General features: G+C 39.3%; 21 protein-coding genes. 5 read left to right on the forward strand and 16 right to left on the reverse strand.

Going from position 1 to position 26,331, the window contains the following annotated elements; genetic code table 11:
- The first annotated feature begins 87 nt into the window (after positions 1-87).
- Positions 88-834 (forward strand): ATP-binding response regulator, encoded by a 747-nt coding sequence (locus ACKGJO_RS03775; RefSeq protein WP_411322064.1) that lies wholly within the window; start codon positions 88-90, stop codon positions 832-834.
- On the opposite strand, the gene ACKGJO_RS03780 is transcribed toward ACKGJO_RS03775, so the two are convergent.
- Together ACKGJO_RS03780 and ACKGJO_RS03785 are read right to left on the reverse strand one after the other, a co-directional pair.
- Positions 831-2,087: an HD domain-containing protein gene (locus tag ACKGJO_RS03780; RefSeq protein WP_411322065.1), complete on the reverse strand. Its 1,257-nt coding sequence runs from the start codon at positions 2,085-2,087 to the stop codon at positions 831-833. The two genes, ACKGJO_RS03775 and ACKGJO_RS03780, sit on opposite strands and share 4 nt — an antisense overlap.
- 82 nt (positions 2,088-2,169) lie before the next feature.
- The gene (locus ACKGJO_RS03785; RefSeq protein WP_411322066.1) at positions 2,170-2,613 is read right to left on the reverse strand and encodes an acyl-CoA thioesterase; all 444 of its coding nucleotides are present in this window, start codon (positions 2,611-2,613) and stop codon (positions 2,170-2,172) included.
- 102 nt (positions 2,614-2,715) lie between these two features.
- Between ACKGJO_RS03785 and ACKGJO_RS03790 the strand changes: the two genes are divergently transcribed.
- Complete coding sequence (locus ACKGJO_RS03790) at positions 2,716-3,804, forward strand: M42 family metallopeptidase (protein ID WP_411322067.1); 1,089 nt, start codon at positions 2,716-2,718, stop codon at positions 3,802-3,804.
- A gap of 103 nt (positions 3,805-3,907) precedes the next feature.
- Here ACKGJO_RS03790 and ACKGJO_RS03795 read toward each other — a convergent pair whose 3' ends face one another.
- From ACKGJO_RS03795 to ACKGJO_RS03830, 8 genes are all read right to left on the reverse strand, one after another.
- Positions 3,908-5,671 (reverse strand): fasciclin domain-containing protein, encoded by a 1,764-nt coding sequence (locus ACKGJO_RS03795; protein ID WP_411322068.1) that lies wholly within the window; start codon positions 5,669-5,671, stop codon positions 3,908-3,910.
- A gap of 79 nt (positions 5,672-5,750) precedes the next feature.
- Positions 5,751-8,513, reverse strand: a complete 2,763-nt coding sequence (locus ACKGJO_RS03800; protein ID WP_411322069.1) for a TonB-dependent receptor — start codon at positions 8,511-8,513, stop codon at positions 5,751-5,753.
- A 1-nt stretch (position 8,514) separates the two neighbouring features.
- Complete coding sequence (locus ACKGJO_RS03805) at positions 8,515-9,441, reverse strand: FecR family protein (protein ID WP_411322070.1); 927 nt, start codon at positions 9,439-9,441, stop codon at positions 8,515-8,517.
- Complete coding sequence (locus tag ACKGJO_RS03810) at positions 9,438-10,025, reverse strand: RNA polymerase sigma-70 factor (protein WP_411322071.1); 588 nt, start codon at positions 10,023-10,025, stop codon at positions 9,438-9,440. The genes ACKGJO_RS03805 and ACKGJO_RS03810 overlap by 4 nt, the downstream gene beginning before the upstream one ends.
- A 77-nt stretch (positions 10,026-10,102) precedes the next feature.
- Entirely contained in the window at positions 10,103-11,032 is a 930-nt protein-coding gene (locus ACKGJO_RS03815) for an L-threonylcarbamoyladenylate synthase (RefSeq protein ID WP_411322072.1), read from the reverse strand.
- The gene (gene mfd / locus ACKGJO_RS03820) at positions 11,025-14,369 is read right to left on the reverse strand and encodes a transcription-repair coupling factor (protein WP_411322073.1); all 3,345 of its coding nucleotides are present in this window, start codon (positions 14,367-14,369) and stop codon (positions 11,025-11,027) included. Before mfd ends, ACKGJO_RS03815 begins: the two co-directional genes overlap by 8 nt.
- Before the next feature lie 113 nt (positions 14,370-14,482).
- Positions 14,483-15,481, reverse strand: coding sequence for a vWA domain-containing protein (locus ACKGJO_RS03825; RefSeq protein ID WP_411322074.1), 999 nt, complete (start codon positions 15,479-15,481; stop codon positions 14,483-14,485).
- Positions 15,481-16,485 (reverse strand): hypothetical protein, encoded by a 1,005-nt coding sequence (locus ACKGJO_RS03830; RefSeq protein WP_411322075.1) that lies wholly within the window; start codon positions 16,483-16,485, stop codon positions 15,481-15,483. The genes ACKGJO_RS03825 and ACKGJO_RS03830 overlap by 1 nt, the downstream gene beginning before the upstream one ends.
- A gap of 157 nt (positions 16,486-16,642) precedes the next feature.
- On the opposite strand from ACKGJO_RS03830, the gene ACKGJO_RS03835 reads away from it, so the two are divergent.
- A complete protein-coding gene (locus ACKGJO_RS03835) occupies positions 16,643-17,938 on the forward strand; it encodes a peptidoglycan DD-metalloendopeptidase family protein (RefSeq protein ID WP_411322076.1) in 1,296 nt (431 codons plus the stop codon).
- Between the two features lie 20 nt (positions 17,939-17,958).
- Here the strand turns inward: ACKGJO_RS03835 and ACKGJO_RS03840 are convergent, their stop codons facing one another.
- Both ACKGJO_RS03840 and ACKGJO_RS03845 read right to left on the reverse strand, forming a co-directional pair.
- Positions 17,959-18,834 (reverse strand): DUF58 domain-containing protein, encoded by an 876-nt coding sequence (locus ACKGJO_RS03840; RefSeq protein ID WP_411322077.1) that lies wholly within the window; start codon positions 18,832-18,834, stop codon positions 17,959-17,961.
- A gap of 256 nt (positions 18,835-19,090) precedes the next feature.
- Positions 19,091-19,597 carry a hypothetical protein gene (locus ACKGJO_RS03845; protein ID WP_411322078.1) on the reverse strand — a complete coding sequence of 169 codons (507 nt, stop codon included), beginning with the start codon at positions 19,595-19,597 and terminating at the stop codon, positions 19,091-19,093.
- Positions 19,598-19,782: 185 nt separating this feature from the next.
- Between ACKGJO_RS03845 and ACKGJO_RS03850 the strand changes: the two genes are divergently transcribed.
- Positions 19,783-21,744 carry an aconitate hydratase gene (locus ACKGJO_RS03850; RefSeq protein WP_411322079.1) on the forward strand — a complete coding sequence of 654 codons (1,962 nt, stop codon included), beginning with the start codon at positions 19,783-19,785 and terminating at the stop codon, positions 21,742-21,744.
- Positions 21,745-22,003: 259 nt separating this feature from the next.
- Here ACKGJO_RS03850 and ACKGJO_RS03855 read toward each other — a convergent pair whose 3' ends face one another.
- Complete coding sequence (locus ACKGJO_RS03855) at positions 22,004-23,023, reverse strand: glycosyltransferase family 2 protein (protein WP_411322080.1); 1,020 nt, start codon at positions 23,021-23,023, stop codon at positions 22,004-22,006.
- A 92-nt stretch (positions 23,024-23,115) separates the two neighbouring features.
- Between ACKGJO_RS03855 and ACKGJO_RS03860 the strand changes: the two genes are divergently transcribed.
- Positions 23,116-23,631, forward strand: coding sequence for a metallophosphoesterase family protein (locus ACKGJO_RS03860; protein ID WP_411322081.1), 516 nt, complete (start codon positions 23,116-23,118; stop codon positions 23,629-23,631).
- Positions 23,632-23,645: 14 nt separating this feature from the next.
- Here the strand turns inward: ACKGJO_RS03860 and ACKGJO_RS03865 are convergent, their stop codons facing one another.
- The 3 genes from ACKGJO_RS03865 to msrB all read right to left on the reverse strand — a co-directional run bounded on the left by ACKGJO_RS03865 (position 23,646) and on the right by msrB (position 26,176).
- Complete coding sequence (locus ACKGJO_RS03865; protein ID WP_411322082.1) at positions 23,646-25,124, reverse strand: phytoene desaturase family protein; 1,479 nt, start codon at positions 25,122-25,124, stop codon at positions 23,646-23,648.
- A gap of 12 nt (positions 25,125-25,136) precedes the next feature.
- Positions 25,137-25,661: a PH domain-containing protein gene (locus tag ACKGJO_RS03870; protein ID WP_411322083.1), complete on the reverse strand. Its 525-nt coding sequence runs from the start codon at positions 25,659-25,661 to the stop codon at positions 25,137-25,139.
- A gap of 77 nt (positions 25,662-25,738) precedes the next feature.
- Positions 25,739-26,176 (reverse strand): peptide-methionine (R)-S-oxide reductase MsrB, encoded by a 438-nt coding sequence (msrB, locus tag ACKGJO_RS03875; protein ID WP_411323274.1) that lies wholly within the window; start codon positions 26,174-26,176, stop codon positions 25,739-25,741.
- Positions 26,177-26,331: the final 155 nt, after the last annotated feature.

The following is a 26,331-nucleotide window of genomic DNA, read 5'->3' on the forward strand; positions in this document are numbered from 1 at the left end:
TCAGGATACAAAGGCTATGTTCCGGTCTTATAAGTGCCTGTGCATCAAGTTGGATCGCCTTATCAATTCAATAATTCAAGCAGTAGTATGAAAAATAATATTCATTTATCAGAAATGGTGGAGACTTTGTCCCATGAATTACGGACACCACTGAATGCTATTTTAGGGTACTCCGAACTTTTAAGTAAAAGTGAAAATCTTACTGATGATCAGAAGTCTCATATCAGTAGTATCGCAAATGGAGGGCAGCAGCTACTTCACATAATAAATGATATTATCGAGCTTTCTAATATTGAAACCGGAAAGGTTGAATTGCAGAGTGAAGTGAATAAGGGTTCAACCGTTGCTGTTAGTATTCCTATAAAACACAGTGCGATGAGTCTTGTAAAGCAGGAGAATGAGTTTGCAGAAATAGATAATGCCACTTATTCTCCAAAAGCTTTGATCGTTGATGATCTTGTAATGAACCGAACACTTGCCAGGATCATGTTGGAAACACGTAATTTTATAACCCTGGAAGCTGAAAATGGAAAAGAAGCAGTACAAATATTTAACGATGATGAGCCGGATATAATATTAATGGATATATCAATGCCGATAATGAACGGTGTTGACGCTATGCATCAAATACGTGAATTAGATCATACAGAATATTCCAATACGCCCATCATTGCCATAACAGCAGGAGGGCACGCAGGAAGCAGATCTGAATTAATGGAAAAGGGATTCTCAGAATATATTCAAAAGCCTTATAGAGAAGAAGAACTTATCAGGAAGATTTCAATGTTTATTCAGGTTCCTGAACAGGATCTAAAAGCCGTTGCTAAAATTTAAACGATGGCGTCAATTTCTTTCAGGTGAACACAGTAGTGTTTTATGACCGGCTCAGTGAGGGCAATGATATTCTTTGTTTCTGCTGCTTTTGAAAATTCAATAGCCTTTTCATTTTCCAGGATCCAAATGCTTTTATTTTTATATTTGTAAGCTTCTGAATAACTGTTCTCAAAACCAAGATAATATTCTAAATTCTTCTCAGGTTCTGGAATATTTAGTTTTTTTAGCTGCTTGAGGGTGCTCTCTCTAATTTTCTTGATAGCTGACTGACTGAATTTCCTGTCTGAAAAGCTTGTACGATACAGTCGCCGGTTCAAAAATCTGAAACTAAGATCGGATAATACCTTGTCAGGATTATTTTGCCAAAGTTTGATCGAAAGATATACATCGTGATCATCCAGTTGTGTGTATTTATCGATCACTTCAGCAGAGATCATTTTTTTAGCAGATGGCTGCTTCTTCATAAAATATTGAAGGGCAGGGGATGCAAAATCCAATTTAATTCCTGAGTCAATAAGATAACGTACGCGGTCGAAAATCTTCTTGAGTAAAAAATCAGCACTGAGTACAGTTTTATGCTGATATACCTGCATATACATCAAACGGCGCGCAATGATATAGTTTTCAATGGCATAGATGCCTTTTTTCTCAATAACGATATTGCCTTTGAAGACACGCATGGTTTTTAGGATCCGGTTAATTCCTACTGATCCTTCTGATACCCCGGTAAAAAAACTGTCTCTGCGCAGGTAATCGAGCCTGTCAAGGTCTAGCTGTGATGAAATAAGCTGGTGCAGAAATTTCTTTTTGTACTGATTGGTGAAAATTGAGACGGCTGTATCCAAAGCTCCGTCAAATTCCTGATTTAATTTTTTCATGATCGCAAGGCTCATCATTTCATGATTGAAATCTTTGATGAGGGAATGTTCAAGAGTATGTGAAAGGGGCCCATGTCCTACATCGTGTAGTAGAATTGCCATTAGTGTACCATCAAATTCGGGCTGACTAATGGTAGTATCTTTTTCCTTTAGATTATTCAGAACTCTTTGTCCCAGTTCTAAAGCACCTAAGGCATGTGAAAACCGGGAGTGTTCTGCAGCAGGAAAAACAAGGTAACCCAAACCAAGTTGTCGGACGCGTCTTAAACGTTGAACATAGGGATGATCAATGAGTCGTAATATGGGCCCTTTGGGAACGGTAATAAATCCGTGAATGGGATCGTTGAAAATTTTGTAACGGGTGCTTTTATCCATTGATCATGATAGCATTAGGTTCACGAGCGTTTGAAGATATTTAAAATTGATCACATAAATGAGATGAGTATTTTAAATAGTGCTACTCAAAAGCTCCTTCAACTATCATATCCTCAATGTCTTCAATTTCAGGCAGTCGAGTCGGCCTTTGATCTGAGATATCAAACCATACACCTTTGGTTTCGGCTACACATAGCAGATCTTTAGAATTCCTATTATATATAGCCTGAATAGCTGTAATACTGGAACTTCCAATCTTTCCAATTCCGGTTCCTACCAAAACACTTGATGGATATTTTATCTGATCCAAATATTCGATAGTCGATTTAACCAGTACAAAGGTTTTACCATCAGTGAATTCACTTTGCATTTTACCCACTTTTCCTAAAAAACTGATCCTTGCCTCTTCCAAATAGGTGTTGAACAAAGCGTTGTTTACATGATTTAGGGGATCAAGATCCCGGAATCTAACAGGGATTTCTTTCCAGTGATAAAATAGGCTTTTGTCGTATTTGGGTCTGAACATGAATAATATTCTTTTTTAATAAAGGGCTGAATTCTAAATGAGTGTGTGCCCTGTATAATTGTTATATTTATGAGTATGAAATTTAACCAAATAAATAAGTAGATGAGTAAGAAAAACGAGCAAGAATTTTTAGAGGAATTACTGATCACTCCAAGTCCTACCGGTTATGAGAAAGAAGGAGTCCGGGTTTGGAAAGATTATGTATCTAAATTCGCCGATGAAGTGGTGACAGATGCCTACGGTTCCTGTGCTGCTAAGATAAATATGGGTGGTGATGTAGCTACTGTCATGCTCGAGGCGCATTGCGATGAGATCGGCATGGTTGTTCAGCATATTAATGAACAGGGTTTTGTGTATATCAATAAACTGGGTGGAAGTGACTCTACCATCGCTCGTGCTAAGAAGGTTTTTATTCATAACAAAAGAGGCCGTGTTGTAGGTATAACAGGAAATACGGCTATACACCTTCAGGATAATAAGAACGGTGGAGGCAAGCAGCCAAAGTGGAAAGATATTTATGTAGATATTGGAGTCTCTTCAAAGGAAGAAGCACTAGAGCTGGTACAGGTTGGTGATCCGATCACCTATGCAACGGATACGGAATTTTTAAATGACGATCTGCTTTCTGCCCGTGCGCTTGACAACAGAATTGGTGGATATGTGATCGCTGAAGCGTTGAAGAAGCTCAGTAAGAGAAAGAAAGATCTTAAAGTTAATGTGATCGCCCTAAATTCGGTTCAGGAAGAGGTTGGAGGATTTGGAGCACGCATGATGAGCTATAGGTTTATGCCTGATGTGGCCCTTGTCACAGATGTGACTCATGCTACTGACACCCCGGGAATTGACCAAAAAGAGCATGGTACCGTTGAGTTAGGTAAAGGACCTACGGTGCAGCACGGTGGTGCGAATCATCCTAAATTGGTTGAGTTCGTTGAGGAGGTGTGTGCACAGAAAAAGATCGATATTCAGCATGAAGCTACCAGTGTAAGAACAGGTACTGATACCGATAGTATATTCTATCAGCAGACCGGAATTCCAAGTGCTTTGCTCTCAACGCCACTAAGGTACATGCATTCTCCTGTTGAAATGGTTTCAATGAAGGATGTTGAGAATCTAGTCGATGTTATGGTAGAAACTGTGTTAGCCATGAGTCCTGACCAAACATTCTCTGTTTTCGGAGATGAAAACTAACTTGCCAAAAAAAAATATCGGTCAATAAAAAAGCCTGCTCATTTGAGCAGGCTTTTTGTTTGGATCAAATGTGACTTTAGAATCTAAAGTCGTAGATAAGATCTTAGTTTGAAGTATAGCTGGGTGGTAATAGAACACCGTCGATGATGTGAATTACACCGTTTACACCTTGCAGATCAACAGTGGTTACATTTACACTGCCATTCAGTGTTACATTACCTTCAGTATCAACTGCTACTGTTATGTCCTCTCCCTGCACAGTTGTCACTGTTGTTGAGTTACCAGGTGCAGGTAAGTTATCTGAGAGAATCTCCTGTCCTGCTACATGATATTGCAGTACCTCAGAAACCTGAGCTTCAGACAGTCCGTCTAATGTTGTACTTACAGCATCAAACGCAGCATTTGTAGGTGCAAATACTGTGAATGTACCATTTTCATCAGAAAGTGTGCCTGCTAACCCGGCATCAGATACAAGTGATACCAGAGTACTTAGATCATAATTCTTAGATGCTATCTGAACTACATTCAATAACTCATTAGGCAGGATTACTTCATTGATTGCATGAATAGTGCCGTTATTTGTCATAATATCGGCTTCTACAACACTAGCTGAACCATTTATAGTTACATTACCATCAGCTGCAGTTACATAAACGGCTTCGTCTGTAAGAGAAGCAGGTGCTTGCTCTGCAGACAGGTCACCGGAAGCTACTTCTACTGGTAATACATGGTAACTTAATACAGTAGCAAGTTGCTGATTGGTCAAAGAATTAACCACACTTTCTACTGCTGCAAATGCATCATCAGTTGGAGCAAATACAGTGTAAGAGGCTTCAGTATCGCTAAGTGTACCAGCTAGTCCCGCATCAACAACAGCACTTACTAAGGATTCAAAGTTGTAACGCTTAGAAGCAGCATCTACAACAGTTCCGTAAGCATCTGGAAGGATAACCTGATCAATTGCATGGATAACACCATTTGATACATCTACATCAGCTGCTACAACAGAAGCTGCACCATTAACAGTAACATCTCCATTACCATCTTTAGTAACGAATACTTCGCCACCTTCAAGTGAAGCAGGGGCTTGCTCAGCGTTTAGTTGATCAGCAAAGATTTCTCCGGAAAGTACATGATAAGTGAGGATCTCCGTGAGTTCCGCATCACTCAAACTTCCCAATAGTCCTTGGGGCAGTGCAGCAAAAGCATCATCCGTTGGTGCAAATACGGTAAAGTCACCTTTATACTTCAAGGTTGAAGTTAGCCCAACTTGCTCTACAGCTGAGGCAAGTGTAGTAAAATTACCAAGCTCAACAGCCTGATCAATAATATTAGCGTCTCTGTAACCTTCTGGAAGCAGTACAGCATCAACAGCATGAATTATTCCGTTTGATGCTTCTACGTCAGCTGTTACCACATTTGAATAACCATTAATCAATACTCCGCCATCAGCTTCTACTAGAATTTCTTCACCTAATAGAGTTTCTACGTCTTGAGTAGGCTGTAGATCGCTTGATTCAATTTCACCGTTTACCACATGAAACTGAAGTATATCAGCTAATTGTTCAGGTGACAAATTTGAAAGTGTTCCTTCTGGGAGTGCCTCAAAAGCATCATCAGTTGGAGCAAAAACAGTGAAAATTGGTCCTTCTTGTTGAAGAGTTTCAGCTAAGCCCGCATCTTGAATAGCTTGTACTAAAATATCAAAGTTGCCACTTTCTGAAGCTACTTCAACTATGTTTGGCTCAGGTGCTGGACCTAAACCTCCGCCGTCATTATCATTGCCGCATGCCATAAAGGTCATGGATAACATAAATAATGAAGCAACGAATAATGTAAATCTCGATGAATAGTAGTGTGAATTCATTTTATCGATGTTTTATAATTAAGGTTCAAATTAATTACACATCGAAAAGGTGGTATGACTAGTTTTTTCTGAAAAAAATTCAGAATGATATTTCAATAGCTAAAGACGGGGTGAAACCGGGCAAAGTTCGGCTGTTTCTATTGTAAGTAATATTGTTAACTGATTGAAGGTTAGGGCTTAATGTATAGAAAACAGGATTTGCTCGATCTAGTAGGTTTACAAGATCAATTTTGGTTTCAAGCTGAATGCGGGAGCCGATCATCATCGAATAATTGAAGCCAGCATCTAGTCTAAGGTAATAGGGCATGGTTGTGTTTTCCGGAGAAGTGAGATCAAAGCTTCCAAAAATAGTTTCTCCATGAATTCCCAAATAATCGTAGTAAGCTTTGTTATATGCCCAGTATCTTATTGGTGTCCATTCAAGATTAATGAGGGTATTGAAATTTTTGAAAACTCTCCAGTTAATGAAGGAAGACAGTGAATAGGGCTCACTCCATTCTGAATGAACCATTTCATTATTGAAACGATCTTCTGTTCTTTCCTTTGAAATATTGATTTGGTGTGTCAGATCGATTATTAATTTTGGATCTTCAAATATAAACTTGGTAGAGAGTGAACCACCATAGGCAAATCCCTCAGCCTTTGAAAAATATGAGTTTTGGTCTTCGAGTATATTTCCGGGCAGTACCTGAGGTTTATTAAGTTCATGATAGTTTAAGCGCCAATTTACCGGTTTCCATTTATAGTATGTTTCAATGTTTAGCATAAAAGCATCTGAAGTAGAAACGGACCATGAAAGAGCAGTATGGTATGATTTAGGGACCTCAGTGGTTTGATCATTGGCCTGCCAAAATTTATATGAAGGAACTAATGCACTAGGGCCAAAGCTGGCAAGATCAAAACGATTTATAAATTGGTGGTAGATACCGGTAGATATTTTAATTGAATGATATCCTGTGCCGGTTTCTTTAGTAAGATATTCAACAGTAAATCTTGGTTCATAATAAAATGATTCTTTTTCAGGTAGATAAGTTGTTCGCGCCCCTAGCTGAATTTTTGTCTGATTATTGAAATTATGAGTAAACTGGCCAAAAGAACTTAAGATGTATGATGTTTTGGATGTTGTAGTTGGAAAGTAAAACAGATCACTGAGCGTAAAATCGTATGTAACAATATTAGGATCTAAACCAATTTTAAGTAAACTTTTTGTATTGATATTGTATGTAAATTCAGTTTCCAGACCGTACTCAGAGATATTATTCTTGTTTATACTGATATCATTCAGGGTATTCAGATCTGCGAAATAGTCAAATGCAGTCTCAGTATCTATTCCGTCATTTGCAATGGTATTATTGCCGATCATGCGATAATCATTTTCGAACCTGGATACAGTGTAATATGCTTTGATCCAGTAGTCGGATCTGGCATTTAAGATTCCACTTTGTTCTATATTGATCATTGCATTGTTTTGATTCGACTTATCTTCTGAAAAAACATAATTGGGCTGCTGTGAAACAATATTTTGCCTTTCAGATAGCAGTCGTGTATCAATGAAGTTCTTTCCCAGATATGCGGAGATTTTCGTGGAAGAAAAATCTCCAGACCTGTTAAGTGCAAAATGAAGGTCGTAAAACGTTATGTCAGAATCCTGAACCACAGAATTATAGTGTGCAATATCGTTACTGCTACCCATAATGAAATTCTGCAGTAGGGGATCTAATTGGTTCCATTGATCAAATGTATCATTCAATTCAGAAGGCTCGTACACCCCCCAGGTGCTAAATCGAATAGTAGACATAGCCCTTAACTTACTATCTGATGAAAAGGGCATTTCAAGACGTGCATTCAAAGCATACGGATCAGCTTGTAAAGTTGAGATGGATTCTTTTCGGTCACTGATATCATGACTGAAATCCACAAAACCAGATAAAGAACTGCCTACATCAGCGCTAAAGCCTGTTTTAGAAACGCTTATATGATCAATAGCATAAGGACTGAATATCCCAAATGTGTTACCTGCAATGTTTGAGTTATAAATAGATACACCATCAAGTTTAACAGTATGATCCCTTGAATCACTTCCATGAATGTTGAAATTTTGTTGCCCTGCAGAAAATGAAAGTCCGGGAAAAGCTTTTAGAGAGCGGACTACATTTCGATCTGCGCCAATAAAGTTATCTTCAATTGTGGAATAGCTGGTGCCATTTTGTTTGTCTTTGAATCCAAACACAGGTGAATTGCTACTTACCACTAAAGGTTCCATCATATAACTTTTAGGTTTTAACTCAATAACTGTTAGTCCCTCTGAATCAGGTCCTATAACAACCCTGCTTTGTTTTGATTGATAGCCGATGTAAGTGGCTCGGATCTGATATTCTCCGGATAACAATGATGAAATATTAAAATAACCATTACGATTTGTTGCTGTGGCACCGGTTGCATCAGCAATGAAAATAGTTGCATTAACAAGTGGCTCACCGGTCTCAGCATCTCTGACATAACCTGCTAGACTGCCGTATTGTGTGCTTTTGTTGGGAGAGGTAGTGATCACATAAGTTCCTGTGGAAAGGATAACATAATCTAGATTTGAAAAAGACAAGATCTTCTTCAAAATCTTGTCCACCGGTTGATTCCTCTCATCTATATAAACTGTTGCCTGAAGTTCTATTTTTGAATCGTAGGCAAAATCAATATGCGAGATATTTGCCAACTTTATGAGTGCATCCTCAATACTGACATTTCTGATAGTCAGGGAATACAATTTCTTATCTTTACTTGCAGATTGAGCATTTACTGTCTGAGTAAAGAAGATTACTGATAATAAGAGAATAAAAGTTCTCATATCAGTTTGAAGTTATCTTGAACCCATTATGTGTTTTCTGATATCCCAGTCCTTTGATCGTGCAAATATCTCGTATAATAGACTCAGGATCTACAGGATAATGGTAAAAGGCAGTAATGCTTTCGTCTTTTAGGGTAAGTTTGTTTCCAAGTTCAATGGTCAGATCAAATCGACGTTCAAGCATACCAAAAGCTTGTCCCAGATTTTCATTTTGAAATGCAATATTATTTGATGTCCAGGCTAAAGTTTTCTCGAGTTCAACAGGGGAAGTAATGATTTCTCTTGTTTGAGTGATCATAGCGCCTTCGTTAGCTGAGAGAACGATTGAATCTTTACTGTTCAAGTCTGCAAACCGAACTGAACCTTCAGTTACTGCCAGTTTTGCCTTCGCTCCGGTTTCAGAATTCCAGTCAGATAGATTAAACTTGGTTCCCAATACTTTTATTGAGCTGTTTAAAGTATTGACAGTAAAAGGATCATCAGCATTACTATATACATCAAAAAACCCTTCTCCATTTAGTGTTACATTTCGGCCGAAATAGTTATAGAATCTGGAGTATGACAATTCTGACCCACTGTTCAGTGTTATTGAAGTTCCGTCAGGAAGATTTACGGTTGCTAGTTCTCCATTTGGAACTTCGACACTTACAGGAATTGAAAGAGCGAAAAGCATCCCAATAAATGTAATCGTAGCCGCTATAGACATTAACTTCCAATTAAAAGTAAAGCTCCAGTCAGTTTCTGATTCCTCAGCTTCCTCTTCATCGACCTGATCAAGAACTTTGTCTAATGCTCTTTCTACCTCTGAATCAGAGAGAGAGAGTTTATTGTTCTCAGAAATGCGGTAATCTTCTAAACCTTCTTCTAGTTCATCGGGAATGGAATAGTCATCATTTTCGCCTGAACTATTGTGTCTGTGTATATTCATAAAGCGATATCTTTATCACGTTCGTTTTTAACCTCATATTCCTCCCTAAGAAATCTACATGCGGAAACAATATGATTGTTAACTGTTCTTGCTGAGATTTTCATGACCTCGGCGATCTCATCATGTCGCAAACCCTCAAATCGACTCAGTTCAAAAGCTTCCCGTTGCCTGTCGGGAAGCTTTTTTATGAGGTGTTCTATGATCTGTACTGTTTGCTTAATGTAAGAGTCATTCTTGTTTTGTTCTTGATGAATAATCAGGGCATTTAAAGAGTGATCTTTATCCTCAAGCGATTCGAATCTGCTCTTGTGATCTCGTATATGATTTAGACTTAGATTACGAACTATCGTAAACATATAGGATTTCAATGATTTTGAAGGATCCAACTGTTCACGATTTTTCCACAGCTTGATAAAAGCTTCTTGTACTAAATCACATGCCTGATCTTTGGATTTAACATATCGATAAGCGAATCGTACATAGTGTTCATAACAGTTACGAAAAAAATCGGAGTAGCTTTTTTTACTCCCATCTTTAATTGCATGACTCCACTCGGTAAACTGATTATCGGTGATGTTATCCATATTTGTACAGTTAATACACGTGAAAATAGCCTTATGACTATGAAGAATTAACTGAAATGAAAAAAAAACCGTTCTGTTTAACCCAAGGTTTTTTGTATGCGATTCATCAAGGCTTCATAATATGCCGGATATCTTGATCTGAGATCATCGAATGGTTCAATATGGATATGTTTATATCCCAAATGATCGGCCTGGCGAAAACGATCATATAACTCTTTTGAAAGTTGTTTTAAATCACCATTATAACAGATCACATTATCTTGATATACATGCGAAGCTGATTGCATCAGGTACATTGTATGATCATTGAACGTACTGATGCCTTTATACACTACATGAGCTTGCGGTTTGTAATGTGAATACTTTTGACCGGGGCTTTTAGGAGTATCATCATTGTTTGTATACTCTTCGATGATCTTTAAGCCGGTAACAGACTTGAGTTCATCGGCTCCGATCTTTCCGGGTCTCATGATAATTATATGATCATCCTGGAATCCAATAACCGTGGATTCTAACCCAACTTTAGTGGAGCCGCCGTCAATAATCGGAAAATCATCTCCAAAATCTTCTTTCACATGTTCTGCTTTGGTTGGGCTGGGTTTACCGGAACGGTTCGCACTGGGCCCGACGAGGGGACCCGTTTGCTTTATAAATTCAAGTGCCTTTGGGTGGGAGGGAATCCTAAGGGCTACGGTTGATAAGCCAGCTGTGACAGAGTCCAAAACCTCTCTCTTTTTTGGTAGAACAAATGTGAGTGGGCCCGGCCAGAAATGCTTCATAAGTAATTTAGCGACTTCAGGGATCACCTCAACAAAATCTTCTGCCTCTTTAACATTTGACAGGTGAACAATAAGGGGATTATCGGAAGGCCTGCCTTTGGTTTCAAAGATCCTTTGAATAGCTTCAGGATCCCATGCATCAGCACCAAGCCCATATACGGTTTCTGTTGGGAAAGCCACAATACCACCTTCATGGATGATTTTCACAAATGGGGCAAGATCAGACATGGACTTCAGCTTTATATAGTTGTTTAAGGAATGATAGTGCTTTTTCTATATCAGGAATCTCCTGAATAACGAAGCGTACGGTATCTTTCTTTTGAATGACCTGGAATTTATCGTTTTTAAGTTGTTCAATACTCTCAAGTATTTCCTGAAATTTACCGCCATCGAAGAAATTTTTACCTGCATCTGAATCTTGTTTTGGGCAAATCATCCACATTCTGTCAGCACGGATCGTAACCTTTGTAAAGAAATTTAGCGAAGCAAATAACTTGATCTTGCTGGCAAGGATCAGATAATTGGTTTCTTTTGGTATTGGGCCAAATCTATCCTTAATCTCTTCCTGCCATTCATCAATTTGTTCGGGTTTTTCAGCTTCCGAAAGTTTACGATAAAGATTGAGTCTTTCAACATTATCCGATACATAATTCTGAGGCAGAAGGGCAGTTTCATCAAATTCAACGGTTGTTTCAGGGTGCTCGATCTCAATATCAACATTATCAAACATATCGCTAAATTCTGTGCGCTTGAGTTCGTTAACTGCATCATTCAGGATCTTGGTGTATAGATCGAAACCAATATCGTTGATAAACCCACTTTGTTCAGCTCCAAGGATATCACCGGCTCCGCGAATGTCAAGATCACGCATGGCAATGTTGAAACCGGAACCAAGATCTGAGAATTCCTCTAAGGCCAAAAGTCTTTTACGTGCTTCAGGGGTTAGAGTCTTAATTGGATTGGTAAATAAGTAGCAAAATGCCTTACGATTCGATCTTCCTACGCGACCTCGAAGCTGATGTAGTTCTGCTAAACCAAAATGGTTGGCATGATTGATTATAATAGTGTTAGCATTGGCAATATCGATTCCATTCTCAACAATATTTGTTGATACGAGCACATCGAATTTATGCTGATAGAAATCATTTATTATTTTTTCAAGCTGGGTTCCACTCATTTGCCCATGACCAAACCTTACCCTGATATCAGGCACAAGACGTCGGACCATCTCCGCGATCTCTTCTATATTTTTCACTCTGTTATGGATAAAAAATACCTGTCCGCCTCTCGACACTTCCTGCAATATGGCATCGCGGATCAATTCCTCATCAAAACTATGAATTTCGGTATAAACCGGCTGTCTGTTGGGTGGAGGTGTATTTATTACACTCAGATCACGGGCGCCCATGAGGGAGAATTGTAGCGTTCTTGGGATCGGGGTTGCTGTTAATGTTAAGACATCCACAGTAGCACGGAATTTTTTTAGTTTTTCCTTGGCCGATACTCCGAATCGTTGCTCCTCATCCACTATGATCAATCCTAGGTCTTTGAACTTAACATCCTTAGAGAGCAATCGGTGGGTTCCTATCACAACATCAACTTCACCTTCTTCCAGGTCGTTGATCACCTTTTTTTGTTCTTTAGTGGTTCGAAATCTTGAAAGTGATTCAATTCGAACCGGAAATTTCTCCATTCGCTTTTTAAACGTCTTAGTGTGTTGTTCAGCAAGTATGGTAGTAGGGACCAGCAGAGCTACTTGCTTGTGATCTAAAACGGACTTGAAAGCTGCACGTACAGCTACTTCAGTTTTACCAAAACCTACATCTCCACAAATAAGTCGGTCCATGGGGTGCTCGCTTTCCATATCAGATTTTACGGACTGAATGGCATCATATTGGTCCGGAGTCTCTTCGTATTCAAAATTGGCTTCAAGTTCGATCTGCCACTCATTATCAGGAGAGAAATCATATGCTTTTTGTGCTTTACGCTTTGCATATAACTGAATGAGCTCTCTGGCAATATCCTTAACTTTCTTTTTGGTCTGAGCCTTTTTCCGTGCCCAAGATCCGGATCCCAGCTTAGTAATTCTGGGTGCCGTGCCTTCTTTACCGGAGTATTTTTGTAACTTGTGCAGGCTGGTGACATTCACATACAGAGTGGAGTCATCTTTATACTGAAGAACAACTACTTCCTGCTCAGTATTTTTTACTTCGATCTTTTTGAAGCCAAGGAACTTCCCGATACCGTAATCAACATGGACTACGAAATCTCCCATACTAAGATCCTTCAATTCTTTGAAGGAAATACCGCCGTGAAATTTCCTTCTTTTTGTTTTAGGACGATGATATCGATTAAAGATCTGGTGATCTGTGAATGCAGCAATACCGGCTGGGGGGTAAACGAATCCTTCGTGTAGAGTCTCTACAGATAACAGGTAATCAAAGTTATCACTTGCATCGCCTAAGAGTTCCTCAAATCGATCCTGTTGCCCTTCGTTATCACATAGAATTACGGTGGTTATATTATTCTTTGAATATTTTGTGATCTCATCCCGTAACAGTTTGAAGTTACCGTGAAAATCGGGCTGGGGTTTGGCTTCCAAGGTAAAAGTCTTTTCATCTTTTGCTGAGGCATTAACATCAGCCACATAAAGAGAGTGTTCGAATCCATTAAGCTTATCCTCAAACAACTCTTTCGAGATAAACAGCTGTTCAGGAAGGTCAAGAGATTCGTTATCGCTGTGATCTTCATAAGCTGATTCTGCTTTCTCGTAAAGCTCGTCGATCTTTGATACAATAAATTCTCTGTCTGATGTGATCAAAAGTGTTTTTTCATCAAAATAGGACAGAAAATCAGCTTTTATCTTATCAGGCAGATTGCTCAGATCCGGAATGATACGTGCTTCATTTAAAAAAGCGATCGACCGCTGCGAATCAGCATCAAATTCCCTGATTGTATCCAGCTCATCGCCAAAGAATTCTAGCCGGAGTGGATATTCTCCTGAAAAAGGAAAAACATCAATAATACCTCCACGAACGGCGAATTCACCAGGTTCATCTACAAACCTAACCGGATTATAGCCTTGTTCAACCAGTTCTTCTCGAAGTGTTTGAGGATCAATGTCTGCCCCTTTTTTTAATCTGATACTAACTTCATCCAGCGCTGAGGGGGGAGCTACCTTTTCAAATATAGCTTCGGCAGAGGTTATTATGATCTTTTGGTTATGTTCAGTGACTTTTTGCAAAGCCTCAGATCGCTGAACTAAAAGCGCAGTATCTCTTAATTGTTGATTGTCATATGGTTTGTTGTTTGATGAAGGAAATAAGATGATCTCTTTGTCAGGAGAAATGGCATTTAGATCTGCATATAAAAAACGGGCACCTTCATCTGATTCTGATAAAACAACGATGTTCTGGTATCGAGCATTTAAGGCATCGATCAGAAAACTGTTCAAAGCCCCTATACTTTTCTTTAGAGTAAGGGAAGAATGAGATTGCAATTTGTTGTAGATATTATTGAAAATATCTGACTTTATAAGTTGCTCTCTTATGAAGGAAATGCTCATTTAGGAGTACGGTGATTTTAAGATTCGTTTAGGTTCCAAAGATAAAGCGAAAGGATTTAGTATGTAATCTTATTTATTTAAGATGCTGATCAACTAAAGATAAGTTGTCGCGCCTAATCCAGGGGAGTGATAGTTTGTGTAAAGAAGACCTTGATCAGAAATGAAAGGCCAAACAGTAGAAATGACATACCAAGATAGAATGAATATTTGTCCTCATAGTCAGTGTAGATGAGTTCTTCAACTTCTGTACGCTCAAGTTCATCGATTTCAGCATAGATACTTTCAAGTTGTTCACTGTCTGTTGCACGAAAATACCGGCCGCCTGTCAGGTCAGCTACTTGGGTAAGCATCTCTTCGTCAATATTAACCTGGACGTTTTGGTAACGACGCCCGAAAATTGGATCCTGAATTGGATAAGGAGCCGTACCTCTTGTACCGGCTCCAATGGTATAGATCTTGATGTTATAGGTGAGAGCGAGGTCTGCAGCAGTAACCGGGTCGATCTCTCCGGAATTATTTTGACCGTCTGTCAATAATATCACAACCTTACTTTCGGCAGGACTTTCTTTCATGCGGTTCACTGCTGTGGCAATACCCATACCAATAGCCGTACCATCCTGGATCACACCCATTTCAAGATCATCAATCAGTCTTTTCAATAACCTGTAATCAAGCGTAGGGGGGACGACAGTGAAACTTTTCATTGCAAAAGTAACCAGTCCAATACGGTCCGTTTCCCGTTTATCCACGAAATCTTTAGCTACTTCTCGGGCTGCTTCAAAGCGATTGGGTTTAAGGTCCTCTGCAAGCATAGACGTTGACATATCTAAGACCATTACGATATCAATACCTTCGGCATTCCTTTCAACAGTGGTCAATCTCTCTTGGGGTCGGGCAAGGGCTATGATCAAAAATGCTAAACCGGCCCACTTTAATACAGCCTGTAGCCAATGCAAGTGTGATTTCCAGTTTCCTGGAAGGTCTTCCATAAGATCAAGGGATGAAAAGGAGAGTGAAGATTGCTTTCCTGTAAAAAAACGATAGATGTACAATCCTGCTAAAACCGGTATAACGATCAGTGCCCAAAACCAATATGGATTAGCAAATTCCATTATATACCTTCTCCATTTATTGGATCTTCATCTTTTCCTGAGGAAAAATATCTGGCATCGTATTCTGCTTTTAATCTGCCAATGCGGGATGCATCCGTCAGTTTAGCTCGTTCCAGAAACTCCATAGCCTCTTCATAAGTATTCCATGCGTCTTCAAGGGTGGGTGTAAACTTTGCAAATTTTACAAGATCAGCTCTGCGTAAAATATTTCTGGTTTTATCTGCAAGAACATCATCAACACCATAAGCATCCAGATACCTGATCAACTCCCCTGATGTAGATTCAAGTGCCGGAATCTTATAAAGCTCTTCAAAATAAGTTCTGATGGCATCTCCGATCTGACTGTAAAACAATTTAAAGTCTTTAGTCTGTTCAACTTTAGTTTCATTCTTAATACGGATCAGATCTTTTTCGAGTTCTTTGATCGGATCGTAAAAATCAGGGATCACTGCCTCCTGAATATCAGGTTCGTCTTTACTTTGTTCTCTGTATTTGAACCACCAAATGAGAAAGGCCGCCAGAGCTGCTAAACCCAGGATCCAAGGCCACCAAGAACGTGGAAAACCGTAGTTTGGCTTCATTGGTTTCAGAGTAGTATCACCTTCAGCTACAATGGGTTTGAAATAGATTGTTACGGGATCGGTTGATAAAGTTGTCGTGTCAGGCTCGCTAAAAACAGTAACAGACATAGAAGGGAGCCGGAGATCTTCATTTTCAAAATATTGCAACTCATAGACCAAGCTATCAGAAAACTCGGAAAGCTTAAACTGTTTTCGATTCAACACTTCAACGGAAGACGGAAATGAATTGGTGTCAGGAAATTGAACACTTTGATATTCCTCATCTAATTGTATTATTAGAGAATAGTTAAAAGTATCACCAATTTGGAGGGAATCTTTGTCGACCTGTGTTCTTACAGATTGTGCCTGAATATGTCCTGTAAATAAAATAGATAGTGCAAGAAACAGAAGTGATGCACATCGGTTTAACAGGTTTTTTTTCATCTAGGGTATTTGCGACTGATTTATAATTAATTCGGTATGAAAATATCACTTTGAGATGTAAATATTTTACAAAACTAAAAGTATATATCTGTTTATGAAAGTACCCTATTAATTCTTATTATTTTTTACGTTAATCAAAAGAAATCTACAGTACACGTTGAAGGAAAAGATCAAATCGAAATGGGGCATCAGTGCGTTAACATTAGGTTTAGTGATTACTTCCGTACTGATACTGAATTTTACCGGCAATGATACTCCACCGGAATTTACCATTACTGAAAATAATGTGATCGAGATAAAGGAAGAGGTCAAACTCGATTCATATGGTTTTAATGTGATAGATGCCGAAATAGAGGAGGGACGAGTTAAGCGAAATCAAAGTTTATATTTGATACTGCGCGACATGGATGTAACTCCCCAAACTATTTATGAGATCAACAGAGAGTCAAAAGGAGTGTTTCAAAGTAATCGTGTTAAACCCGGTCAACGATACATCGTTTACAAGGACGCAAAAGATGCCCAGCCTTACCGATTGATTCTGCATAGCAACGCCCTTGATTATGTAATATTTGAATGGCGAAATGGTATACGTGTCAGTGCGGGGCAAAAAGAGATAAAGAAAGAGATTTTTGAAGCATCTGGTGTTATTACCTCGTCTCTGTATGAGTCGCTGGTAGAACAGGATAAGAACATTCTTATAGCTAATCGATTAAGTGAGATCTTTGCCTGGCAGATCGACTTTTTCAGATTATATCCCGGTGATAACTACAAGTTGATATATGAAAAGCAGTTTGTAGATGATAAACCCTATGGTATAGGCGAGATCCTTGCAGCTCAATTTGAACATAGCGGCAGAATCTATGATGCCTATTATTTTAAGGGTGAGAAGAGCGAGGGGTTTTACGACAGTGATGGCAATGGGGTTCAGAAAGCGTTGCTCAAAGCACCGTTTAAATTCTCTCAAAGGATCAGTTCCTCATTTAACAGAAATCGATTTCATCCTGTTTTAAAAAGAAGGCTGCCTCACACCGGAGTGGATTATGCTGCCCCAATCGGAACGCCTATTTTATCAGTGGGGGATGGGCAAGTGACAGAGGCTCAGTTCAGAGGTGCAAACGGAAATATTGTCAAGATCCGGCACAACGGTACATATACTACTGCTTATCTACATTTAAATGGTTTCGCCAAAGGCATTACACCCGGTACAAGAGTGCGTCAAGGGCAGGTAATTGGTTATGTAGGCAGAACCGGCCGGGTAACCGGAGTTCATCTGCACTATATGATCTACAAGAACGGTCAACCCGTAAACCCACTCACGATAGACCTCCCACCATCTAAAGCTATTGATGAATCAGAGAGGAGTGAATTTGAGGGTCTGATAAAGCGTTTGAGAGAGCAAATGGAAGATATCAAGGGTGATGATAACGTTGCTTCAATTCTTTCAACGGATTAACTAATTTAGAAAATAGTAAATTAGTAACGGCTTCCACGTCTCTGAAAGAAATTCATCAATGGCTTTACATAAGATTCGTTGGTTTTAACCTCAACTGCATCGATCTTCATTTTAAGCATCATTTCGTGTAGGTAAGCCTTTTGTTTCATCCGGTTGATCTTATAGACTTTTCTCACTTTATCGCTAGATGTGTCCACTATTTTTTCGGCACCGGTTTCAGAATCCCGTAACTTGACCAATCCTAGATCAGGTAACTCATCTTCAAATTGGTCATTAATGATGATACTTACCAGGTCATGTTTTTGATTAGTTATCCTGAGCTGCTTGTCAAAATCATTGTCCTGAAAATCGGATGCTAAAACCACAATAGCTCTTCTATCAAGTAAGCGATTTATGTAGGATAGGCCATCGGCGATGTCAGTTCCTTTGCCGGTTGGTTCAGTAGTATACATCTCGCGGATCAGTCGCAGAACGTGAGTCCTGCCTTTTTTGGGCGGTACCACCTTTTCGATATGATCACTGAATAAAACAAGTCCTACTTTATCACTGTTCTTAATGGCACTGAAAGCTAATACTGCACAGATCTCTATGGCCAGATCCATCTTACTTTGCTCCAATGTACCAAAAGTACCGCTTTGGGAGATATCGATACAAAGCATCAGGGTTTGTTCCCTTTCTTCTTCAAAAATCTTAATGAAAGGGTCTCCGGTTCGGGCGGTTACGTTCCAATCTATCTGACGAATATCATCGCCATAGGTATAAGCACGGACCTCTGAAAATTCCATCCCACGACCTTTAAAGGCAGATTGATACTCACCACCAAAGAGGGAGTTAACTATTCCCTTGGTCTGTATTTCAAGTTTTCTAATTTTTTTTAGGATTTCCTTTGGGATCATATCATCTGCTTATTTGATTAAACGAAGATAAGAAATGGCAGATATAATCAAGAATCTGAAAGGTAAAAATAATAAAGCCAAAATTATTGCTGTACACTATTATACACCTTTCATCTTGTAGGATTTAAGTCCATTTGGCTGATTGCCTGACCCACGCATAAGTGCTTTTCTTTTTTCGTTTCACATATTCGTTGCTTTACTTGACGATCAGACTGGTAATCCGTTAGATCGAGTTTTATCCTGTGCAAAGAGAATATCATAAATCTAGATTTATATTGGTGTGCTCATATTGTTTCCGTTCAAAGAGGGGATAAAGAAAGAAAAGGATCAAAGTCAGGATGCCTATCCAGTACATACTCCAAGCGTAAGTCATGTATTCATCAAGTATGCCCTTCATGGAAAATAAGTTGTAGAAGTCGTGGGCTGATTTCGGGAGGCTTCCGATCAGGGGCATCCTTCGGGCCATCGCATCAGCAGCATAAGCAGAGGTCTCAAGCCATGCAAAGGCAGTCAACAGAAGACCCAACTGAGCAGTCAATCGCTGACGTTTCCACCATCCAAATAAAACAATGACAAACGGAAGCAGGATCTCTAAGAAAGTTCCACCAAGAACGGTAAAAAATCTGGATCCAATGAATCCGAAAAAAGTGTGTCCTGCTTCATGCACTATCAGAAGAAAATTATCGATCAAAAAAAAGAAGGGAGAGAGGAAAAAGGGATGGTCATAAATCCAGGCAAATGAGATCTCCCATTTTAGAGCCATCCAATACTGGTTCGCAAGCACCCAACAAAAGGGAATACATATTACCGAAAACCACCACTTCTTTATGTAAGGCAGTGCTTTATCGAATGTTAGTTCTAAATCGAAATTCAATATATCTGAATCATTTGGGCTGTAATAGAGTTGTGATAGTAGAAATTATACGCATATCAAACAACTTTATATCTATGAGTAAGCAACTGAACGTAACTCAAAAATTAATCAAAGATCATTTAGTAGAAGGTGAGATGATACCCGGTGAAGAGATCGGTCTAAAAATAGACCAAACTCTGACTCAGGATGCTACAGGGACGTTGGTAATGTTAGAACTGGAAGCCATGGAGCTGGATGACGCTAAAACTGAGTTATCCTGTCAGTTTGTTGATCACAATCTTCTACAAACGGACTTCAAAAATCCTGACGACCATGTATTTCTAAAATCTGCTGCTGAACGCTTTGGAATGTGGTTTAGTAGACCTGGGAATGGAGTAAGTCATCCAATTGAAACGGAGCGATTTGCCATACCGGGTAAGACACTTGCGGGATCTGACAGTCATACACCTGCATCAGGCTGTATGGGAATGTTAGCTCTTGGAGCTGGTGGTCTTGATGTAGCTTTTGCCATTGCGGGTGAACCTATGCACATAAAAATGCCTAAAGTGCTGGGTGTTGAACTTAAAGGTAACCTTCCTGATTGGGTTAGCGCAAAAGATGTGGTTCTTGAAATGCTCCGTCGTTATGATGTAGATGGAGCTAACGGATATGTAATCGAATATTTTGGTGAAGGTTTGAAAAATCTATCCACTATGGATCGCCATGTGATTGCCAACATGGGTACAGAAATGGGAGCCACAAGTACTGTTTTTCCCGCCGATGATGAAGTTCGGCGTTTTATGACTACTCAGGGAAGAGGCGATGATTTTGTTGAATTAATAGCTGATGAAGGGGCTGAATATGATAAATACGAAGAATTGATCCTTGATAATATAGAACCCTTGATCGCTCTGCCAAGTAGTCCCGGTAATGTGGTTCCGGTTCGGGAAGTAGAGGGCAAGCCGATCTATCAAGCGTACGTGGGATCATCAGCTAATCCCGGTTATCGTGATTTTTGGATGGCTTCCGAAATTGTAAAAGATAAGATGGTACACGAAAATGTGTCATGGGATATAAATCCAACTTCACGCCAAATCATCGAGAACATGGTGAAGAATGATGTCATGTTTCACCTTGTACAGTCCGGAGCGCGAATTCATCAAGCTGGATGTAATGGCTGTATTGGCATGGGGCAGGCACCTGCATCTGGACAAAACAGTTTACGGACCGTTCCGCGTAATTTTCCGGATCGCTCAGGTACTAAGGAGGATTCAGTATTCCTTGTAAGTCCAGAAACTGCTGCAGCTTCTGCCTTGACAGGTAAGATAACTGATCCCCGTGATCTGGAAGAGTTGTACGATATGACGTATCCAAAATTTGAAGAGCTTGAAAATCCCATCGTTAATACTGATATGCTTACGGAGCCGGTTCCAAAAGAAGAACGGGGGAAGATCAAAAAAGGGCCAAATATCTCTACCATGCCTGATTTTGATGAACTTGATGATTTTGAAGTTCCTGTGTTACTCAAAATGGACGATGATATATCCACTGATGAAATTTTGAGGGCAGGAGCAGAGGTGCTTCCGTTTCGCAGTAATATTCCTGAAATAAGTAAATTTACGTTAGATGTGGTTGATGAGAATTTTCACGAGCGAGCATTGGAGGCCAAAGAAAAACACGGTGGACATATGGTGATTGCCGGTCAAAATTATGCTCAGGGTTCAAGTCGTGAGCATGCTGCTATTGCGCCCAGATACTTGGGACAGAAAGCGGTTATTGCCAAAAGTTATGCACGCATTGGCTGGCAAAACCTAGCCAATTTTGGAATTCCTCCCTTTGAGTTTGCTAACCACGAAGACTATGATGATATAGATCAGGGTGATATCCTGAGATCAGAAAACATTCGGGATAGTATTGAAAGTGGAAATACTGCCAAGCTGATTAACGTTACAAAAGGCAATGAGTACGAAGTGAAACACAGCCTCAGTGATCGCCAGAGAGAAGCTATTTTAGACGGGGGGATTATTAATACCTTTAAAAAGAAAAAGGCATCATAGTTAATATCTTATATCATACTGGATCTTATTGATAACCTGTCCAGTAGATGATTAAACTTCGGGTGTTCATTTGAGAAAAAGTAAATTATAAGTAGCAGCTCAGGCAATCGTTTAGATATAGCGAGGCCGATGCTGGCTAGAGGCAGGTTCAAATTTTCGAACTTTCTTAGACTGATAATTTGCCTGACAGCTCTATGAACGAAGAAGAATAAAACATAACTTTTAGTCAGATGCGTTAGTGACGGACCGAATTGACTAATTACGAATTGAGATCGTCAAATCGATCAATACCCTTGATAAAATACTGCCATACGATGCTTAAATTTATCATAGTGGAAGGATCATGATTCGCAATTCTTTTCTTCTGAAGTTTTTTACGCTTTCGGTGCACTTTTAATAAACCTTTAATGAAATGAAATTGAGCTTTTGCTACTGCCAGCCACTCCTTAGGTTTTCCTTCAAACAGAGCTTTCCATGCTGCAATGGTATCCAGGATTAATCGTATTGGAAATCTTGTAAATAGACTTAAAGTGGAATAATTTTTCCATAGCATGAATAAACTATTTCGAAAGTTATAATATACCTTGCGCGGGGAGTCCATTGGCAGTGATCCACCTCCTAAATGATAAACGATGCTTTCAGGTGCATAACGAATCTTATATCCCTGATTTTGTAATCTCCAGCATAGATCGATCTCTTCCATATGAAATTCAAAATCAACATCAAACCCACCGCAATCAGTAAAAAGTTCAGAGCGAATTGCTAAAGCAGCACCGGAAGCCCAAAAAAGATCCACTTTAGAATCATACTGCCCGAGGTCCTCCTCAATCGTATCAAAGACCCTGCCACGGCAGAAAGGAAACCCATAATTGTCGATGTAACCGCCGGCAGCACCCGCATATTCAAACCGATTTTTTTGCTGGTATGCTCTCATTTTGGGTTGAACAGCAGCCACTGATTCATGATCAAAGGCTTTATTAATATCGTAAAGCCAGTTTTTATCGACTTCTACATCATTATTCAGGAAGAGTAGAATTTCTTTTGAAGCAAATGGGGCAGCCCTGTTATTTCCGCCACAATAGCCGTAATTTTGATCTAAGGACACAATTTTTACATGAGGAAAATTGGACCTGATCCACTTTTTTGAACCGTCATCAGAGGCGTTATCTGCAATGATGATCTCAAAATTCGGGTAATCAGTTTCAGATACGGATGGCAAAAACCTCTTTAGGTGCTCAAGAGCGTTCCAGGTTACTATAATAATACTGAAGCCTTTCAACGAATGAATGTAATTATGTGATTGTTAAGAAATATTCTTGTTACAGCTTATGTAACCGGACACACGAATAATAGTTAGATGATACAAAAAGTATGATCAAAATAGGCCTTATATCTGATACACATAGTTTTCTGGATCCTCAGATCTTTGATTACTTTGAGGGATGTGATGAGATCTGGCATGCCGGAGATTTTGGAAACATTCAGATTGCTGAAAAATTGCGTGAAATCGCACCCGTAGTAGGTGTCTACGGCAACATCGATGGAGAAGATATTCGGAATGAATTTCCGCTTCATCAAAGGTTTGTAAAAGAAGGTTTGCGCGTGTGGATAACACATATCGGAGGAATACCAGGCCGCTATTGCTTGCCTATTCGAGAAGAATTGGAAGATGATCCGCCCGAATTATTTATTTGTGGTCACTCACATATCCTGAGAATTTCGAGAGATTCTGATCTTGAGAATATGCTTTACATGAACCCGGGTGCGGCCGGAAAACAAGGGTTTCAATCACACCGAACCATAATCCGGTTCCAGATCGAGGCTGGAAAGATCCATAACGTTGAAGTGATAAACCTTGATTTGGAAGAAGAGATAGCTGCCGAGTGAAACCTAGATTGAAATTAAATACTTTGAAAACGCTCGATCAACTTCATTGCATTAAAGGCGGATTGAATAACTAAAGGAATACCCCCACCCGGATGCGTTGAACCGCCTACCAGGTACAGATTGTCTACATCTTTTGATTTATTTCTTGGGCGAATAAAGGCTGAAAACAGATTATTGGATGATGTACCGTAGATACTTCCCTTATTGGAGAGGTATTTCTCAGAAAAATCAAAAGGGGTTATCTGTGAACGGTATACGATGTGGTCAGATAACGACCTTAAACCCCGGCTTTCTAATTCACTTATAATCTTATCTCCATATACGTGTTTATTTTTTTTCCAGTTATATTTACTGCTGAGGTAAGGCGCATTTACTAAAATGAATAGATTACTTCCGTTTTCAGGAGCATGGTCAGGATCCGAATAAGACGTATTTGCTACATAGATAGTGGGATCTTCAGGCATTATTTTTTCCTGAAAGATCTGCTGAAACTCTTGCTTATAATTTTCTGAAAAAAAGATGTTGTGATGGACTAAATCCTCGTACTGTTTATCTAAACCAAGCAACAGTACATAACCTGAACAGGATGGTTCGACAGATGAGACTTTTCTCTTTTTTGAGGCTCTTAACGACTCGTCAGGTATTAGGTTAACAATGGTTTCTGTGGCGTCACTATTAGCAACGATCAGGTCTGCTTTAATTATTTCACCATTTGTTAATTCAAGACCTTGTGCCATCCCATTTTCAATTACAAGCGACTGAACCCTGCTGTTAAAGTGAAACTCAACACCACTTGATTTTGCCAGATTATAAAGACTTTCAGCTACTTTATATAATCCACCTTTAATATAGAAGCCACCCTGATTGAGTTCCACATGAGGAATTACGTTCAAAGTGGCAGGAGCCTGATAAGGAGAAGATCCATTATACGTCGTAAAACGTTTAAAGAATTTACGCATGTAATCAGAGCTAAACTTGCTGTCCACTTTATCAGCTACAGTACTGAAAGCATCGATTCCGAAAAAACTAAATATATCAAGTTGTTTCAGGTCTTTAAAACTATACAAAGGGTTGAAGATAAAAGCATCCGCCGTCTTATTGTACAGTTCGGCAGCATGGTCCAAAAACTCAGGATAGATTTGTGCATCTTCTGGAGAAAAAGATTTGATCTCTTCAATATTATCTTCTAGATCTTCATAATTAGTAAACACAGTTCCATCCTTATAAAAGTATTTACATACAGGATCGAGGGGAATCAGGTCCAAATGATCTTTTAGAGACGAGCCACAATCCTTGAAGAGCTTTTCAAGAAGGAATGGCATGGTTAGTAAACTGGGTCCGGTATCGAATCTGAAGTTCTCAGCTTCCACCTCATTCATCTTACCGCCTACTTTTTCGTTCTTTTCGAATACGTTTATTTCGTGACCTTTAGCTGCCAGTAAGTTAGCTATCGAAAGTCCACCTAAACCTGCTCCAATGACCGCAATTTTCATTAATTATAGGGATTAAGACTGAATCTTTTGTTCAATAGACTTCAAGGTATTTCGAATATCTATGAGCAGGTCTACTGTGTTTTCAGATCTTTCAGTGGAAGAAGAAGTTTCAGTAACTTTATCTCGTTGTTCGAAAACCATATTTCTGAACTGCACAGCATCCACAATACCAATTAGAGACAGATCAGCAGAATTTTGACCTGTGTTACCTGCAGTTTCGATCTTCAGTAAACTTATTCCAAAATATTTTAAAAGTGGGCCTTCTTTAAAGGTCAGATCCTGAATTTTGTCTAACGGGATTGTCCTTTCTGTTTGAAAGATATAACCTTTCTTAAATCGAAGGGAGCGTGTTGTTAATTCACATTCCAATCTTTTAAAATAACGATTCAGATAAATATTTCCGAGGAAAAGCCAAAACGGAAGCAAGGGAAGGAATACAATTGTAAGAACCATCACTAAAGAAACATACCACAGTACATAGGACTTGATCCTGGGGTTGAATTCTGCTTTTTGGAGTACCGTTGCTTTTGAAGCCATGGTCATGATCTGGAAATTGATTCTACTGCGTAATTATTATCTGACATCCCTCAATGATAAGCAAATTACCTATTGTACTACTTATTAACTTCCTCTTTTGGGATGAAGTCCATGGCTAGAGAGTTCATGCAGTATCTGAGTCCTGTTGGTTGAGGTCCGTCATCAAAAACGTGGCCGAGGTGACTTCCGCAGTTTGAACAGACTATTTCAGTGCGACTCATGAACCAGCTATTGTCTTCGCGTTCTCCGACAAGTGAATCTGCAAATGGTTTCCAGAAGCTAGGCCATCCGGAGCCGCTTTCATATTTATGTTGGGAACTATACAGTTTCTGACCACAAGCTCCACACACGTAAATACCTTCTCGTTTATTACTGTTATATTCGTTAACAAATGGGAGTTCAGTGCCGCGATCTCTGAGTATGCGATACTCTTTACTGGTGAGGATCTCCTTCCATTCGGCTTCTGATTTTTGAACCGGGTAATCCTTTTTGGGAAAAGTATCAGTCTGTGCAATATGCAACGAAGCGACTTTTACATTAATACCGGTTTCGGGATTATCACTGCTGTTTAATAGATAAATGCTGAGACTTAATAGAGTGACTGCTATAATAGCCGTAATGGTGAACTTCATAGGATTGTTAGTCTGTTAGATAAATGTGCTATAGGTTA

It is taken from the genome of Gracilimonas qinghaiensis (assembly GCF_046602855.1).
In the GTDB taxonomy this organism is placed as follows: Bacteria; Bacteroidota; Rhodothermia; order Balneolales; family Balneolaceae; genus Gracilimonas.